The following is a 15,386-nucleotide window of genomic DNA, read 5'->3' as shown; positions in this document are numbered from 1 at the left end:
GTTTGATTTCTGAATTTATCTGTGTAGGCAGGCAAGAGGCAATAGTTCGACTTCGCTCACCAACCAGGCACTCATGCAAAAGGCTTTTAGAGAATTTTGGTGTACGGAGTTTTTTTCAATAATCAAATAGGAGTCCTATATTTAATGTTATACTATAGTGATCCGATTTGATTCCTGTAATTATTTGTGTAGGCAGGCAAGAGGGTTTTAGATAATTTCGGTGTAGGCAGTTTTGTTCAATAATCAAATAGGATTCCTATATTGTTCTTACCAATTACCTATTACCTATTACCTATTACCAATTACCCATTACCCTTTTCTTTAGGAATAACCAACACTTTATCAACTCTATTTCCATCCATATCCATAACTTCAATTCTCATATTTTCCCATTCAAAATAATCCGCTGCTGCGGGAATACGCCCTAAATGAGTAATAACTAAACCGCCTAAAGTTTGAAAATTACCTCTTTCTTCTATTGCCAATTCTTCTATATCAAAAAGTTCAAAAAACTCCTCTACTGGTAACATCCCATCTACCAACCAAGAACCATCTTCTCTTTGCACTGCTTGGGGTTCTTCCTGTCCAGGTTGTGCAGGAACATCACCGACAATTTCACTCATAATATCATTGAGCGTTACTAATCCTTGAATGACTCCATATTCATCAACTACTAAAGCAATATGAGTGGCGGTTTGTTTAAATAACTCTAAAACTTTTAAACCCTTGGTACTTTCGGGGACAAATATGGGTTGACGTAATCCTATTGTTAAATCAAAAGGTTCATGGCGTAAACTCCTGGCTAATAAATCAGTCACAGGAATAACACCTAAAACATGATCAAGTCCCTCTTGACATACGGGATAACGAGAATAGGCACTTTCAGACATTTTGTGACGGTTTTCTTCTGGGGAGTCTTCCAAGTCTAACCAAACAATATCCGGGCGGGGTGTCATTAGAGAACTCACAGGGCGATCGCCTAAACGAAAAACCCTCTCTACCATATCCTGTTCCGCTTCTTCAAAAGTCCCCGCTTCTGTTCCCTGTTCTATTAAAATCTTGATTTCTTCTTCTGTAACTTGCGGTTCTTGAGAAGGTCTAACTCCTAAAATTCGCAATACTGTTTCTGTGGAAACACTTAAAAGATAAACCACAGGAGAAGCTAACGCCGCTAAAGCCCGCATGGGAAGGGCTACAGATGAGGCTATTTTTTCTGGGTTGTTTAATGCTAACCGCTTGGGTACAAGTTCACCCACAATCAATGATAAATAGGTGATGACTAAAACCACCACTCCAAAAGCAATAGGTTGGCTATAATCTGCCAAAAAAGGAACTAACTGAACATATCTCTCTAGCCTTTGGGCAATGGTAGCACCACCGAAAACACCATTGAGAATATTAATCAGTGTAATCCCTACCTGCACCAGAGATAAAAAATGATTAGGAGACTCTGCCAGTTGCAGTGCAGCTTGGGCGTTGAGGTTTCCTTGATTGGCTAGTTGCTGTAATCTGACCTTACGGGCGGAAACTATGGCCATTTCAGACATGGAAAACACGCCGTTGGCAAGAATTAGCGCCAAAATGATTAAAATTTCAATAGTGATAGATGACATTTTGTTTTGGAAGGAGTTCAAGGAGTCAGGAGTCAGGAGTCAGGAGTCAGGAGTCAGGAGTTCAAGGAGTCAGGAGTCAGGAGTTATGTATTTTGGATTTTGAATTTTGGATTTTGGATTGTTTTTGTCAACTCCAATCTAAAATCTAAAATCTAAAATCTAAAATTTTCTTCCCCAGTCCCCAGTCACCAATCACCAGTCCCTAATCACCAATCACCTAAAATGGTTTACATATAACTACAATCTAGATTTTCCCACTTTTCCAGACTTCTCACGCTAGTAACACTTATGGCTTTTTCTTCTATTGTGCGTGCTTTGACGCGATCGCCTCTCACCACCGAACTAAACACTAAACTCAAAAAACATCAAGAATTGCGGTTAAATGGCATTTCTCGCTTACCCAAGGGTTTAGTTACTTCCGCTTTGGCTCATCATGAGGGTAGGGATTTATGCGTGATCTGTGCCACTCTGGAAGAGGCTGGACGGGTTTATGCCCAAATGGAAGCGATGGGATGGAATACTGTACATTTTTACCCCACTTCGGAAGCTTCCCCCTATGAACCTTTTGACCCAGAAACTGAGTTAAGTTGGGGTCAAATGCAGGTTTTGGCAGATTTGATTAGTGGTCAGTCGTCTAAAAAAAACACAGCTATTATCGCTACTATCGGGGCGCTACAACCACATTTACCACCCCCAGAGGTATTTAAATCTTTTTGTCTCTCTTTACAAAAGGGGATGGAATATGATTTAGATGAGTTTAGTGAAAAAATTACCGCTTTAGGTTATGAACGGGTTTCTTTAGTAGAAACTGAAGGTCAATGGAGTAGACGAGGGGATATTGTTGATGTTTTTCCCGTATCTTCTGAGTTACCAGTCCGTTTAGAATGGTTTGGGGATGAAATTGAAAAAATTCGGGAATTTGACCCCTCTACCCAACGTTCTGCTTTAGATAAGATTAATCAAATTTCTCTTACTCCTACTAGCTTTGCGCCGATTGTTTTAGCAGCATTAAAAAATCATCCCAATTTTACAACTATTGTAGAGACGTTTCATGAAACTTCTCTACAGGAATCGGAATTACAATCATTAGAAGGAAGTAGAAGATTTTTAGGTTTAGCTTTTAATAAACCCGCTTCAATTTTAGATTATTTACCTGAAAATACCCTCATTGCTATTGATGAGGTAGAACAATGTCATGCCCATAGCGATCGCTGGGTAGAAAATGCTGATGAACAGTGGGGAATGGTGACTGGGGAAGAATCTTGTCGTGTTTCTAAAATTCATAAAACTTTTGATGAATGTTTGGCGGAAATTAGCAGTTTTCACAAATTTCACAAGTTATATTTATCAGAATTAGCGGAAGAAAATAGCGGTACTAATTTAGCGAGTAGACCTTTACCTGTTACACCTCATCAATTTGCTAAATTAGCAGAAACCCTCAGACAAGAAAGAGAAAGAAAATTTGCAGTTTGGTTAATTTCTGCTCAACCTTCCCGTTCTGTAGCTTTACTGCAAGAACATGATTGTCCTGCTCAGTTTATCCCTAATCCTCGTGATTATCAAGCAATTGATAAACTACAAATCAATCATACACCAGTCGCCCTGAAATATTCCGGTTTAGCAGAATTAGAAGGTTTCATTTTACCTTCTTTTCGGATTGTTATTGTTACAGATCGCGAATTTTACGGACAACATTCTTTAGCTAATTTTGGTTATGTTCGTAAACGTCGTCAAGCTAAATCTAAACAAGTTGATCCGAATAAATTAAGACCAGGTGATTTTGTTGTTCATCGTAGTCACGGCATTGGTAAATTTATCAAATTAGAAAGTTTGACAATTAATCATGAAACCCGTGATTATATAGTTGTTCAATATGCTGATGGTGTGCTGAGAGTTGCGGCGGATCAAGTTGGTTCTTTGTCTCGGTTTAGAACTAATGCTGATAACCCCCCAGCATTACATAAAATGACGGGTAAAGCTTGGGAAAATACTAAAAACAAAGTTAGAAAATCTATTAAAAAATTAGCGGTAGATTTGCTAAAATTATATGCCGCCCGTTCTCAACAACAAGGTTTCTCTTATCCCCAAGATATGCCTTGGCAAGCAGAAATGGAAGATTCTTTCCCCTATCAACCTACCACAGATCAACTCAAAGCTGTGCAAGATGTCAAGCGGGATATGGAAAGTGAAAGACCGATGGATCGCTTGGTTTGTGGTGATGTGGGTTTTGGGAAAACTGAAGTAGCAATTAGGGCAATTTTTAAAGCTGTTACTGCTGGTAAGCAAGTGGCACTTTTAGCCCCAACGACAATTTTAACTCAGCAACATTATCACACCATTAAAGAACGGTTTTCACCTTATCCTGTGAATGTCGGTTTATTAAATCGTTTCCGCAGTGCAGAAGAAAAACGCAACATTCAAAAACGTCTAGCGACTGGAGAATTAGATATTGTTGTGGGAACACATCAATTATTAGGAAAAGGTGTGCAATTTAAAGATTTAGGACTTTTAGTAATTGATGAAGAACAAAGATTTGGTGTTAATCAAAAGGAAAAAATCAAGAGTTTAAAAACACAAGTTGATGTGTTAACTTTATCAGCAACTCCTATTCCTAGAACCTTATATATGTCTTTATCTGGGATTCGGGAAATGAGTTTAATTACCACACCACCCCCAACCAGAAGACCAATTCAAACTCATTTAGCACCTTTAAATCCAGAAATTGTTAGAAGTGCAATTAGACAGGAATTAGATAGAGGTGGACAGGTTTTTTATGTCGTTCCCAGAGTCGAAGGAATTGAAGAAACAACAGCAAAATTAAGGGAAATGATCCCAGGGGGAAGATTTGCGATCGCTCACGGTCAAATGGATGAAAGTGAGTTAGAATCAACTATGCTCACTTTTAGCAACCATGAAGCTGACATCTTAGTTTGTACGACAATTATCGAATCTGGTTTAGATATTCCGCGAGTTAACACCATTTTAATTGAAGATGCACACCGTTTTGGTTTATCGCAATTATATCAATTAAGAGGACGAGTAGGACGAGCAGGAATCCAAGCTCACGCATGGTTATTTTACCCCAAACAAAGAGAATTATCCGATGCAGCTAGACAAAGATTAAGAGCAATTCAAGAATTTACTCAACTCGGTTCTGGTTATCAACTAGCAATGCGAGATATGGAAATTCGTGGTGTAGGAAACTTGCTTGGTGCTGAACAATCTGGTCAAATGGATGCTATCGGATTTGATTTGTACATGGAAATGTTAGAGGAAGCGATTCGAGAAATTAGAGGTCAAGAAATACCCCAGGTTGAAGATACCCAAATTGACCTGAATCTCACTGCATTTATTCCTTCAACCTACATTACCGATATAGATCAAAAAATGAGTGCTTACCGTGCGGTTGCAACAGCAAAATCTCAAGAAGAATTAAAAGGAATTGCCGCAGAATGGACTGATAGATATGGTGCAATTCCTGTTCCTGCAAATCAACTTTTACGGGTGATGGAATTAAAACAATTAGCGAAAGCTTTAGGTTTTAGTCGCATTAAACCAGAGAATAAACAGCATATAGTTTTAGAAACTCCAATGGAAGAACCTGCTTGGAATTTGTTAGCAGAAAAGTTAACAGACTCGATGCGAAATCGCTTTGTTTATTCTCAAGGAAAAGTAACAGCGAGGGGTTTAGGAGTATTTAAAGCTGAACAACAATTACAGACATTAATTGATGTTTTTTCTAAAATGCAAGGAGTTATTCCTGAAGTAGCTTTAGTCTAGTTTTAGTAGGTTGGGTTGACGCAAGGAAACCCAACATAATTAATATTGTTGTTGGGTTTTTTGGGTTTTTTGGGTTGCGCTATCGCTTAACCCAACCTACTATAAAATAAACATCTCAATTAATTAAATAAAATTCCCATAGAGGTGACAATGGTTGTACAACTACTCAGACACCAATTTACAGTTAAGCAATTTCACAAAATGGCTGAATCTGGTATTTTATCAGAAAATGATCGAGTGGAATTAATTCGGGGGGAAATGATTGATATGTCACCTATTGGTACAAGACACTCAGGTTGTGTTATATTTCTAACAAATTTACTAGCTTTACTATTGGGAGGACGTGCGTTAATTAATGTGCAAAATCCTGTAGAATTAGATGAAATTTCCGAACCACAACCGGATATAGCATTATTAAAACCCCGTCCTGATTTTTATAGAAATGCACACCCCCAACCAGAAGATATATTTTTAATAATAGAAGTTGCTGATACAACTGTAAAATATGATCGCCAGGTTAAAATTCCCTTGTATGCAGAAGCAAATATTCCTGAAGTTTGGTTAATAGATGTTAATCAGAAAATAATAGAAGTATATCGCCATCCTCACCAGGGAATTTATCAAGATATGCAAACTTTAGAGAAAAATCAAAGTTTATCAATTTTCGCTTTTCCTGATGTGAGTATTCATGTGAGTGAGATATTTTAAATAAGTTGGGTATTTGTTTTATTAGCAATGAAGGTTATGCACTTTTAATTACCGGAGAGGAATAGTTTTTCAGTCAGTTAATTAAGACCTTATCTTTGGGCAACTCGCATTAACAGAAATAGACCAACTCCCAAACCAAACAAGTTAGGCAACCAAGCACCGACAACGGGAGAAAGAATTTCTGCCTGTGCTAAAGCCCCAGAAACTGATAATAATAAGTAATAACTAAAAATCACGATCACACTAATACCAAAACTCGTACCTCTACCAGTACGTTGAGGTATAGTTCCCATCGCCGAACCCACTAAACCAAAAATAATACAAACAAAGGGAAAGGCAATTTTTTGTTGAATTCTTACTTCTAATTTTCTAATTCTTTGGGGATTACCTGCTAAACGTTCAATTTTTAATTGTTCTAGGGCTTGAGAAATATTCATTTCTCCATAATCTCGACTATTTTCTGCAACATTTAAAGGCGTGCGGGGAAGTTGCAATTGTTGATGTTCAAACCGCAAAATATTCCGATAAGAACGGTCTGGTGCAACTAAATAAATTGTACCATTATAAAAATCCCAAACTTGTTGAGCAGGATTCCATGCAGCGGATTCGGAAACTAAAATTTGATTAACTCCTTCTCTAGAACGGTCGATAATTGTTAAACCTTTCATTTGCTTACCGTCAAATTGATCGGCATAAAACAAGCGAGATAAGATTTTATTTGTGCTACCATCTGCTGCTTTTTCTTCCCGGTATTCAGGATAATAAATATTTTGTTGTTTAAATGATGGTTTGTCTGATTGCAGTGCTTGTTCTAAAGTTCGAGTTGCTTCATAATTGGCGGCTGGGGCTATTTGTTCATTAAATACATAAGTCATACCTGTGACTAAACTACTTAATAAAACAGCCGTGAATACCATCCGATATACACTTACACCACATCCCCTTAAAGCAATTAGTTCACTTTCACTAGATAACTTGCTGTAAGTCATCAACGTAGCGAGTAAGGTGGACATGGGGAAAGAATAAACCATTACATAGGGTAATTTTAAGACAAAAACCTTGAGAGCGATATTAATTGGTAGTCCAGATTCTACGACTTTTCGTAATAATTCAAATAAACTATCAATGGCTAAAACTACAGAAGTAAATGCCCCAACTCCAAATAAAAAAAGCGGAAGTAACTGCATCGCCAAATAACGATCCATGATCGAAAAAGGCAGCAGTGAATTAAGGGTATAGAAAGATTTAATTTGCTTAGATGCCATAAGAGAAATTAAAAATAAAAATTTCAGGAGTCGTAGGGGCGAAGCCTGCCTGTCGGCAGACAGGCATTCGGAAAATAAGCTGTGATAAAAATTGATAATTGGTCGTCCGAATGCTTCGCCGTTACAGGAAAATAACCTGGGACAAAAATTGATAATTGGTCGTCCGAATGCTGATGCTTCCAGCACGCTTCGCGAACGCCCGTACAGGAGTCAGAAGTCAGAAGAAAAATAATTATTACCAATTACCTATTCCCTATTTTTAAACATTAAAATTATCACCTAAATAATATTGTCGAACAAGGGGATTATTATAAAGTTCATCGGCAATACCAAAAGCGAGAATTTGCCCTTCCCGCATAATGTAGGCACGATCAGTAATAGCGAGAGTTTCGCGGACATTGTGATCTGTAATTAAAATGCCCATACCGCGATCGCGCAGTTGTGCTACAATTTGTTGAATTTCTGAAACTGCTATAGGATCAACTCCGGCAAAGGGTTCATCCAAAAATAAAAATTTTGGACCTTGTCTACCTGCTGCTAAAGCCCTGGCTAATTCTGTCCGTCGTCGTTCACCTCCAGAAAGTTGAATACCTTTACTATTGGCAACTTTTTCTAAGCGAAACTCTGTTAATAAATCACCCAACCGGCTTGACCATTCCCTACGTGGCACATTAGTTTGTTCTAAAACCAAGAGAATATTATCTATAACAGACAGTTGCCGAAATACACTAGCTTCCTGTGCCAAATAGCCAATACCCAATCTAGCTCGTTTGTGCATTGGCATTCCCGTAATATCTAAATTATCTAACCACACCCTACCCTGATTAGGTTTTTCTAAACCTGTGGCAATATAAAATGTTGTGGTTTTACCAGCACCATTGGGTCCAAGTAAACCAACAATTTCACCTTGGGCTACAGAAAGATTAACGCGATTGACAATGACTCGCTTGCCATAAGATTTATGAATATTTTCTAAAACAATTTTCACTATTCGCGTTTTTGTGGTAATGAATACTAATTTTAACGCTTGAGGGGTGGTGTTCTGGGCGCTGGTTTAGCGGTTTGTCCACTCATATCACCATCATCCACCATGTAAACAGATTCTACCTGACGATTGGACTGAGGTAAGGCGATAAATCGACCTTCGTCAATTAAATAAGTGACTCTTTCCGCCCTAATACTGTTATTACCTTGTTGCAAAATATAGACGTTGCCACTGAAATCAATGCGTCGTTCTTTGCTAAAGTATTGTGCTTGGGCGGCTGTGGCTTGTATTTGACGTGCAGGATACAACATCTGCACGTTACCGCGAGCAGTGATTACTTGAGCTTTAGCATCATATTCTTGGACATCCGAGCGAATAGTCAGGGGGCGGTTTCCCCCAGAAGATTGGGCTGTAGCGATGGGAAGTTGGTTAGTAAGGGTTGTTGTACCCAAGAGGGCTACAGGCAGCATTACAGCTAATCCTAGACGGTGCATCTGTGATTTTAGGCAGTGATAGGGACTTGTCATAGCAATTTGTGATAGAAGTTTTCAGGTTATGGCAGGTGATTGGGGACTGGTGATTGGGGACTGGGGACTGGGGACTGGTGGCAGATTTACAAACGTGTTTGTTTCCAAGTTTGTTTCCAAGTTTGATCACAAGTTTTATTATCTGTTTGTGAACTACCATTTTGGCAGTTGCTTGATATTCTAATTTGGAGGTTTGACGGTTTCCTGCATCCAAAGGTTTCTTTATTGGTAGGGTTTCACCTTGCTGATGCCACCAAATATTCTGACTCTTGTACGGGTTTAGCATTGCTAAACCCCTACTCACTCCTGAAAACTGCTATTCTTTGATCATAGAAATTTGGGGTAAAGGCAAGGCTATATTTTCACCCACATCACCACCAGCGATTTTTTCTATATCAACTTGTTGAAGTGCCTTTAAAAACTCCACACTCTCAAGTAATAATTTTTCCACATTGATACCGCAATAATAGTCTGGGTAACGACGGAGACGATTAGAACCTTCTCCTAATAAGATCATTGCTCCTCTTATGTTGCCATTACCCAGGTGATATAAGGCTACAGCAATTTGCAAAATACCTTGATACAAAGTTTTATCTGGCTCTGTTGCTTCAATCCACAGAGCTTCTAGGGTGTCATGACAAGCGTAGAACTGTCCAGAGTTGAACTGTTCTACTCCTTGCCAAAACTCTTGGGGCAGGTTTTCACTCATCTACTATTAACCCATACTATCCCGCACTTCTTTGATGGCTTCCATAGAGATTTCTTGTTTTTCACCAGCAAAATCATTTTCTGGAGTCAGGAATAGCATACAGTGACATTCTTTGCGTTCTCGCATGGGTACGCAGGGACAGTTCCAATAAGCTGCGTTAACTTCCGCTTCTTTATCTTCATAGTGACGACAAGGACACAAAGGCGCACCGAGATCGTCTTTATGTTTGGCTAAACCTTCGATAACAACTGCTGTCACGGAAGATTCAGAACAAAAGAAAGTTCCAGTGCGTTTGGCGTATTGTTCGGAAAAATGACGCATTGCCTCTAAGCTTTTATCACTGGCTTTTGTGCTAGGTTCTGAATTTATCATTGGATCGGCTTTGATAATTTAAATATTTCCTTGCATTGTACAACAGGCTGGATGTAGGTAACAGGGGACTGGTGATTGGTAATTGGTGATTGGTAATTGGTAATTGGTAATTGGTGATTGGTAATGGGGTTATTTACTTCCCCTACTTCCTGACTCCTGTACGGGCGTTTGCGAAGCGTGCTGGAAGCATCAGCATTCGGACGACCAATTATCAATTTTTGTCCCAGGTTATTTTCCTGTAAGGGCGAAGCATTCGGACGATAAATTATCAATTTTTATCACAGGCTATTTTCCGAATGCCTGTCTGCCGACAGGCAGGCTTCGCCCCTACGACTCCTGACTCCTGCCTCCTTAATAACTTAATGGTTTTTGCAGTTGCAGTTGTAGTTCTTGTTCACTTTGCAAAATGATACCGGGGTAATCTGAGGGGGTTTTGAGTCAGCCAAATTAAAGGATGGTTTTCTGGTGGTGTATTTGCTTCTTCTAGGGGGTTGGTTGCTGCTAAGGTTTCGAGAATGATGGTATCACCTTTGACTACTCCTGTGGCTGCTGTCCAAAGTTGTACTTGCAGTTTTTGTCTTTGTGCGTAAAAATACAAGGATGCAGCGGCAATGACAGCTTGTTAAAATTGCTCTTCTTGCCATTTGGCGGCAGTATCAAGGGCAATTATCACTTCTGGTCCACCTGTAATAATTTCTAATTCTCTTACTCGTAATTCTCCGTAACGAAAACTAGCGGAAATGTACAGTATTTTGAAGTTAAATAGGACTTACGGAAGATGTGACTGAAAACCTTATTCTTGCGTAGGGGTAATTCATGAATTACCCCTACTTTCGTTCTCTTTTGCGTAAGTCCTGTTAAATAGGAAATTTGTGAGAACTAGAACTGCGGTATATTATTAAGATATAGGACGGAGGTGGAAGATAAATTTATGCAGTTAGTCAGCCAGGAATATATAGAAATTGCTGCTGATGTGCGGAGTGGAAAACCCCGTATTGCTGGTACTCGTATAGCGGTAGAAGATGTAGCAGTGCTGCATTTAAAGCTGGGGTATTCATTGGTAGAGATAGCTGGTAAATATGATCTATCCCTGGCATCTGTTTATGCAGCAATGGCTTATTATTTTGATCATCGAGATGAAATTAATGAACGTAAAGTACAAGAGGATGAATTAGTTGAGGTATTTAAACAAAATCATCCTTCACGTCTTCAAGAGAAACTGAAACAGTTGAGAAATGAGTGAAAAAATTCGCTTTCATTTAGATGAAAATGTTGATCCTGCGATCGCTCTTGGGTTGAGTCGATATGGAATTGATGTGACAACAACTAACAATGTGGGATTACGCACTCAATCAGATCAAGCACAGTTCAAGTTTATTCAAGAAACACAGCGAGTTCTGTTTACCCAAGATGCAGATTTTTTGATTATTGCTAGTAGTAGTTTTGATCATCCAGGGATTACTTACTGCAAGAAAGGAACTCGTTCAATTGGTGAAATTATTGAAGCTTTAGTTTTGATTTATGAAGTGATGACACCGGAAGAGATGTTGGGATATATTGAATTTTTGTGAAATAAAATAAATGTTGATAAGCTGACATATTAAAACATGGTAATTTAAATTACAAAACCAAAATAGTTTTTAAAAACATGAAAATTATCACAATTAATATTTTGTTTAAACTGAATTATTGGACACAAAGACGAGATTTATTGGTTGAGGGTTTAAAAGCAGAAAATCCTGATATTATTGCTTTACAAGAAGTTAGTTTAACAGAAGATACTGCTGCTTGGATTGCAGAACAATTAAATATTCCTTATATTTATAAAGCTGTTCCTCAAGATGTCAATAATAGTGATTTACCCTTTGGTTTAGCTATTCTCAGTCGTTTTCCGATTACAAAAACCGCAGCATTGAATTTAGAACATCAGGGAAGAATTGCTCAATATGCACAGGTTCAGTTAAATGATAACACATCAGTTGTTATTTGCAATGGTCATTATTTTTGGCATCCTGGTTCACATAAAAAACGCAATCAACAAATAAAGTTAATGTTAGATTGGTTAGCGGAGTTTGGTGAGGAAGTACCTGTTATCTCTGTGGGAGATTTTAATGGTACTCCTGATACTTCGGGAATTAAATTAATTAAAGAAAAATATCGGTCAGCTTATGAAGTATATCATGGAAGTGAGCCAGAATATACTTGTCCCACACTTTTAGGTCAAGACAAACTGAGTTGGATGAAGAGATTAAAATATTTTTGGAGACGTTTGATTTTTGATAGAAGTTGGAAACCTTGGAAGGGGACTTTAGATTATATTTTTATTAATCAGCGTTTACAGGTGCGAGAATGTCGAGTTATTCTGAATCAACCAGCAGCGAATAATCGTTATCTTTATCCTTCGGATCATTTTGGGATTGTTGCAGATTTGGAAGTTCTTTAATAAAATAAAACTTCTTTCTTTGCGCCTTTGTTTCTTATCGTCTACCCTGTTTAGTGTGGTTGTGGTTAGTTGAAGGTGTAAAACCTAATAGATGGGATTTTGCAGGGGTGGGAATTTCTCTTTTAGGGACAATGGTAATTTTGTTTGGTTCACATCAGTAATATAATATAACAACAAAAACATTAAAATGGCTAAAAACAATATTTCTAAATCATGGCAATTAGCAGAAAAGGTAGTTTTTGCAGCATTACAAATTCTCAAAGAAAATGATGGACAATTACAAGGTAAACAAGTCATTGAAGAAGTAGAAAAAAGAGTATTATTAGATGAATGGGCAAAAGCTAGATATGAAAAATCTGGTAATATTCGTTGGAAAAGTGTTTTAAATTTTTATAGTATAGATTGTCTTAAAGCAGGATTTTTATTAAAAAACAAAGGTATTTGGTATTTAACACCAGAAGGTGAAAAAGCATTAGAATTAGGTGAGTCACAACTTTTGAAAGTTGCCACTCAAGCATTCAAAGAATGGAAAGCAGAACAAGAAAACAGTACAATTTTAGCCCATAATCCAGAAATAAACCAAGAAGCAGAAACAGATAATGAAGTTGATAAAGTCAGTGAGTTAACTATTAGTGAATATGAAGAAATTGCCGTAGAAGGATTAAAGAAATTTGTAAGAAATTTGAATCCTTATGAATTTCAAGATTTAGTAGCAGCTTTGTTAAGAGGTATGGGTTATTATACTCCTTTTATTGCACCAAAAGGAAAAGATGGAGGTTTAGATGTTATTGCTTATCAAGATCCATTAGGAACAGTATCACCGAGAATTAAAGTACAAATTAAACATCGAGAATCACCTGCTACTGTAGATGAAATTAGACAGTTGAGAGGAGTATTACAAAAAGATGGAGATGTGGGAATTTTTGTTTCTACTGGTGGTTTTACAGGTGATGCAAAAAATGAAACTCGTAGTTCCCATACACATATTGAACTAATAGATTTTGATAGATTTATTAGTTTATGGCAGCAGTTTTATGAAAAGTTGCCAGATGAGGATAAGAAAAGATTACCGCTTACTCCTATTTATTTTTTGGGAGTCTAATAATATAGAGTATAATAATATATACTTCTCACTCTGTAAGCTGTCTCCAACCTGCCAAACCATAGCTGATAAATAACATGATTTTAGGTCTATTTTGGCACAATGTTGGAGAATCTACTACATGACAGATGTAAGAAATTGTAAAAACCTCTATCTTGTATATTCTTGGTAAATAAAAATCTGTATGCTAGACTTGGGTTGATTATTTCTCTTAATTCTAATTAGCCGATCAGTAAAATCAGAATTTTCACTCAAGCAAGTCTGAAGTATTGTAGCTTGTCCTATATAATCTCGATCATCTTTACAAATGATAATACCAGCGTGAGAAATTCCACTTTGATGAAATGCAATAAAATCATCTCGGTTGAGTGTAAGTAAAACTCGTTTCTCTTGAGTCGCAAATGCCAAAACTTCATCATCTGGGATACTTTGATTAGCTTTTCCTGCTTCATAGGAAGTCAGCACATCATATTGATAAGCTGTTACACGGCTAAATTGTATAATCCTAATATTCTGAACTCTTGTTTAACAGGCAAGATGCCTGTTCCACTTATACAAATTAAATGCACAACAGCTTATTGACGTAATTGTCTCACAATTTCCAGAGGAAAGTTTTCATCAGCATATAATCTTACCATCAGTTATCCTCATTTTGAGCAGTGATGATCAGATCAATTTCTGAAGAATATTGTTCATAATAATCCCAAGCTGCTGTTAAATCTTCCGATGTCAAACTTGGATAATTTTGCAGCAATTCTACATCATCTGCTCCCTGTTGTCTCAACGACACCAACACCCATACAGGAATACGAGTATTACGAATCCGCGCATGGCCACCACAAATTCCCGGAGTTTTTTCAATAGCATGAGATTGGAGACGACTTTCTAAAAGTGTTCTTTCTTCTGGGGAAAGTGCCTCAATTACTTGTACCAGAGAATTAACTAATTGTTGATTCATATTATAATGTGAAATAAAACAATATTCTGAAATTATAACTGCTCTCTCACCCAATTCCTAAACCTCTTAATAGTTGCATTCCTCCCATTAAACAACAGAGCGATCGCCGAAAAAACCAAAACTCGTTAAATTAATAGAAATTAATATTAATAATATTGAGAATAGAGGAGGGTTTATTGACACAAAACTTTTTTTCAGGTATTTCGGGAGATCAGATTTACGTGAAATTAAATCTCAAAATTATATTTTATGCTTGATTAATTTGACTATTAAATAACTTATTTAGGTGATATTTTAATTTCCACTTTTTGATTTAAAGCTGCTGCAATTCGAGCTAACATAGACAAAGAATGTCCCTCATAATCTGCATCTTCTAATCTAGCAATCACTGACTGAGTAGTACCAACTAAATCAGCTAACTGTTTTTGAGTTAGTCCAGCTTGTTTCCGAGCATCGTAAATTATTTGAGATACTTGAGCATTTAATGAAGATTCTCTCACCATATCTTGTAATTCTGGATCTTCTTTCATCATTTTGTGAATAATTTTCACTGCATCATTAGTTTTCTTCATCTGCTTCTTCCTCTTGTTCAGTATAAGTATGAATTTCTGGATTGAGTACAAATAAATTCTTATATTTTAATGCTAAATCAATGTCTTTCTCTGAAACTTGATTATCTTCTTTAATCATGGCATGAGCTAAAATCACCACATTTTGTCCATGAAAAAAATAGAGGATTCTATACTGTACTTTAACGTGCTTCGCTCTTAACTCATAAATCCCATCTGCTATATAAAACCTAGACAAAACTAGACTTTACTTTCTACTTCAACGGGAGCATGGCAGCGGTTATCCCTCAGTAGACTTTCACGCCTTAGCCAGACGCGATAAATTAATTGCAGCGTTTAGATCCCTATCTATCTC

Annotated in this window: 19 protein-coding genes and 1 pseudogene; 7 read left to right on the top strand and 13 right to left on the bottom strand. The window is 37.3% G+C overall.

Features of this window, described 5'->3' with window-relative positions; translation table 11 throughout:
* Positions 1-302: 302 nt before the first annotated feature.
* Positions 303-1,613, bottom strand: a complete 1,311-nt coding sequence (locus PN497_RS00100; protein WP_096569607.1) for a hemolysin family protein — start codon at positions 1,611-1,613, stop codon at positions 303-305.
* A 288-nt stretch (positions 1,614-1,901) separates the two neighbouring features.
* On the opposite strand from PN497_RS00100, the gene mfd reads away from it, so the two are divergent.
* Together mfd and PN497_RS00090 are read left to right on the top strand one after the other, a co-directional pair.
* Positions 1,902-5,393, top strand: a complete 3,492-nt coding sequence (mfd, locus tag PN497_RS00095; protein WP_096569610.1) for a transcription-repair coupling factor — start codon at positions 1,902-1,904, stop codon at positions 5,391-5,393.
* 150 nt (positions 5,394-5,543) lie between these two features.
* Positions 5,544-6,101: a Uma2 family endonuclease gene (locus tag PN497_RS00090; protein ID WP_096569612.1), complete on the top strand. Its 558-nt coding sequence runs from the start codon at positions 5,544-5,546 to the stop codon at positions 6,099-6,101.
* An 89-nt stretch (positions 6,102-6,190) separates the two neighbouring features.
* On the opposite strand, the gene PN497_RS00085 is transcribed toward PN497_RS00090, so the two are convergent.
* The 8 genes and pseudogenes from PN497_RS00085 to PN497_RS00050 all read right to left on the bottom strand — a co-directional run.
* Positions 6,191-7,306 carry an LptF/LptG family permease gene (locus PN497_RS00085; protein ID WP_096572731.1) on the bottom strand — a complete coding sequence of 372 codons (1,116 nt, stop codon included), beginning with the start codon at positions 7,304-7,306 and terminating at the stop codon, positions 6,191-6,193.
* A 319-nt stretch (positions 7,307-7,625) separates the two neighbouring features.
* The gene (gene lptB / locus PN497_RS00080; protein ID WP_096569614.1) at positions 7,626-8,354 is read right to left on the bottom strand and encodes an LPS export ABC transporter ATP-binding protein; all 729 of its coding nucleotides are present in this window, start codon (positions 8,352-8,354) and stop codon (positions 7,626-7,628) included.
* A gap of 32 nt (positions 8,355-8,386) precedes the next feature.
* Positions 8,387-8,845 (bottom strand): LptA/OstA family protein, encoded by a 459-nt coding sequence (locus tag PN497_RS00075; RefSeq protein ID WP_272109201.1) that lies wholly within the window; start codon positions 8,843-8,845, stop codon positions 8,387-8,389.
* Positions 8,781-9,164 carry a hypothetical protein gene (locus tag PN497_RS00070; RefSeq protein ID WP_272109199.1) on the bottom strand — a complete coding sequence of 128 codons (384 nt, stop codon included), beginning with the start codon at positions 9,162-9,164 and terminating at the stop codon, positions 8,781-8,783. Before PN497_RS00070 ends, PN497_RS00075 begins: the two co-directional genes overlap by 65 nt.
* 30 nt (positions 9,165-9,194) lie before the next feature.
* Positions 9,195-9,587: a DUF309 domain-containing protein gene (locus PN497_RS00065; RefSeq protein WP_096569618.1), complete on the bottom strand. Its 393-nt coding sequence runs from the start codon at positions 9,585-9,587 to the stop codon at positions 9,195-9,197.
* Between the two features lie 6 nt (positions 9,588-9,593).
* Positions 9,594-9,959, bottom strand: coding sequence for a ferredoxin thioredoxin reductase catalytic beta subunit (locus PN497_RS00060; RefSeq protein WP_096569620.1), 366 nt, complete (start codon positions 9,957-9,959; stop codon positions 9,594-9,596).
* The gene (locus PN497_RS00055) at positions 9,956-10,231 is read right to left on the bottom strand and encodes a hypothetical protein (protein ID WP_096569622.1); all 276 of its coding nucleotides are present in this window, start codon (positions 10,229-10,231) and stop codon (positions 9,956-9,958) included. The genes PN497_RS00060 and PN497_RS00055 overlap by 4 nt, the downstream gene beginning before the upstream one ends.
* Positions 10,232-10,310: 79 nt before the next feature.
* A pseudogene (locus PN497_RS00050) lies at positions 10,311-10,713 on the bottom strand (DUF58 domain-containing protein); the annotation flags it as partial.
* 177 nt (positions 10,714-10,890) lie between these two features.
* Between PN497_RS00050 and PN497_RS00045 the strand changes: the two are divergent.
* The 5 genes from PN497_RS00045 (at position 10,891) to PN497_RS00025 (ending at position 13,504) form a co-directional block, all read left to right on the top strand.
* The gene (locus PN497_RS00045; RefSeq protein WP_096569624.1) at positions 10,891-11,202 is read left to right on the top strand and encodes a DUF433 domain-containing protein; all 312 of its coding nucleotides are present in this window, start codon (positions 10,891-10,893) and stop codon (positions 11,200-11,202) included.
* Positions 11,195-11,530 (top strand): DUF5615 family PIN-like protein, encoded by a 336-nt coding sequence (locus PN497_RS00040; protein WP_096569626.1) that lies wholly within the window; start codon positions 11,195-11,197, stop codon positions 11,528-11,530. Before PN497_RS00045 ends, PN497_RS00040 begins: the two co-directional genes overlap by 8 nt.
* 77 nt (positions 11,531-11,607) lie before the next feature.
* The gene (locus PN497_RS00035; RefSeq protein ID WP_096569628.1) at positions 11,608-12,402 is read left to right on the top strand and encodes an endonuclease/exonuclease/phosphatase family protein; all 795 of its coding nucleotides are present in this window, start codon (positions 11,608-11,610) and stop codon (positions 12,400-12,402) included.
* 53 nt (positions 12,403-12,455) lie between these two features.
* Positions 12,456-12,563: a YnfA family protein gene (locus tag PN497_RS00030; protein WP_096569630.1), complete on the top strand. Its 108-nt coding sequence runs from the start codon at positions 12,456-12,458 to the stop codon at positions 12,561-12,563.
* 26 nt (positions 12,564-12,589) lie between these two features.
* The gene (locus PN497_RS00025; RefSeq protein ID WP_096569632.1) at positions 12,590-13,504 is read left to right on the top strand and encodes a restriction endonuclease; all 915 of its coding nucleotides are present in this window, start codon (positions 12,590-12,592) and stop codon (positions 13,502-13,504) included.
* A gap of 150 nt (positions 13,505-13,654) precedes the next feature.
* Here PN497_RS00025 and PN497_RS00020 read toward each other — a convergent pair whose 3' ends face one another.
* The 4 genes from PN497_RS00020 to PN497_RS00005 form a co-directional block, all read right to left on the bottom strand.
* Positions 13,655-13,969 (bottom strand): DUF5615 family PIN-like protein, encoded by a 315-nt coding sequence (locus tag PN497_RS00020; RefSeq protein WP_409349304.1) that lies wholly within the window; start codon positions 13,967-13,969, stop codon positions 13,655-13,657.
* Between the two features lie 172 nt (positions 13,970-14,141).
* Entirely contained in the window at positions 14,142-14,462 is a 321-nt protein-coding gene (locus tag PN497_RS00015) for a DUF433 domain-containing protein (RefSeq protein ID WP_096569636.1), read from the bottom strand.
* A 278-nt stretch (positions 14,463-14,740) separates the two neighbouring features.
* A complete protein-coding gene (locus tag PN497_RS00010; protein ID WP_096569638.1) occupies positions 14,741-15,034 on the bottom strand; it encodes a helix-turn-helix domain-containing protein in 294 nt (97 codons plus the stop codon).
* Positions 15,021-15,269 carry a type II toxin-antitoxin system RelE/ParE family toxin gene (locus PN497_RS00005; protein WP_096569640.1) on the bottom strand — a complete coding sequence of 83 codons (249 nt, stop codon included), beginning with the start codon at positions 15,267-15,269 and terminating at the stop codon, positions 15,021-15,023. The genes PN497_RS00010 and PN497_RS00005 overlap by 14 nt, the downstream gene beginning before the upstream one ends.
* Positions 15,270-15,386: the final 117 nt, after the last annotated feature.

This window comes from Sphaerospermopsis kisseleviana CS-549 (genome assembly GCF_028329225.1).
GTDB lineage: Bacteria > Cyanobacteriota > Cyanobacteriia > Cyanobacteriales > Nostocaceae > Sphaerospermopsis > Sphaerospermopsis kisseleviana.
Note: the sequence above shows the minus strand (reverse complement) of the source record. Positions and strands in the feature narration are given on the sequence as shown.

What these genes read in the sequence shown, in the direction of transcription:
- PN497_RS00100 (WP_096569607.1), bottom strand. Translation starts at nt 1,613, where the DNA reads ATGTCATCTATCACTATTGAAATTTTAATCATTTTGGCGCTAATTCTT.
- PN497_RS00045 (WP_096569624.1), top strand. Translation starts at nt 10,891, where the DNA reads ATGCAGTTAGTCAGCCAGGAATATATAGAAATTGCTGCTGATGTGCGG.
- PN497_RS00075 (WP_272109201.1), bottom strand. Translation starts at nt 8,845, where the DNA reads ATGCACCGTCTAGGATTAGCTGTAATGCTGCCTGTAGCCCTCTTGGGT.
- PN497_RS00065 (WP_096569618.1), bottom strand. Translation starts at nt 9,587, where the DNA reads ATGAGTGAAAACCTGCCCCAAGAGTTTTGGCAAGGAGTAGAACAGTTC.
- PN497_RS00060 (WP_096569620.1), bottom strand. Translation starts at nt 9,959, where the DNA reads ATGATAAATTCAGAACCTAGCACAAAAGCCAGTGATAAAAGCTTAGAG.
- PN497_RS00070 (WP_272109199.1), bottom strand. Translation starts at nt 9,164, where the DNA reads ATGCTAAACCCGTACAAGAGTCAGAATATTTGGTGGCATCAGCAAGGT.
- PN497_RS00025 (WP_096569632.1), top strand. Translation starts at nt 12,590, where the DNA reads ATGGCTAAAAACAATATTTCTAAATCATGGCAATTAGCAGAAAAGGTA.
- PN497_RS00090 (WP_096569612.1), top strand. Translation starts at nt 5,544, where the DNA reads ATGGTTGTACAACTACTCAGACACCAATTTACAGTTAAGCAATTTCAC.
- PN497_RS00010 (WP_096569638.1), bottom strand. Translation starts at nt 15,034, where the DNA reads ATGAAGAAAACTAATGATGCAGTGAAAATTATTCACAAAATGATGAAA.
- PN497_RS00040 (WP_096569626.1), top strand. Translation starts at nt 11,195, where the DNA reads ATGAGTGAAAAAATTCGCTTTCATTTAGATGAAAATGTTGATCCTGCG.
- PN497_RS00035 (WP_096569628.1), top strand. Translation starts at nt 11,608, where the DNA reads ATGAAAATTATCACAATTAATATTTTGTTTAAACTGAATTATTGGACA.
- PN497_RS00085 (WP_096572731.1), bottom strand. Translation starts at nt 7,306, where the DNA reads ATGGATCGTTATTTGGCGATGCAGTTACTTCCGCTTTTTTTATTTGGA.
- PN497_RS00015 (WP_096569636.1), bottom strand. Translation starts at nt 14,462, where the DNA reads ATGAATCAACAATTAGTTAATTCTCTGGTACAAGTAATTGAGGCACTT.
- mfd (WP_096569610.1), top strand. Translation starts at nt 1,902, where the DNA reads ATGGCTTTTTCTTCTATTGTGCGTGCTTTGACGCGATCGCCTCTCACC.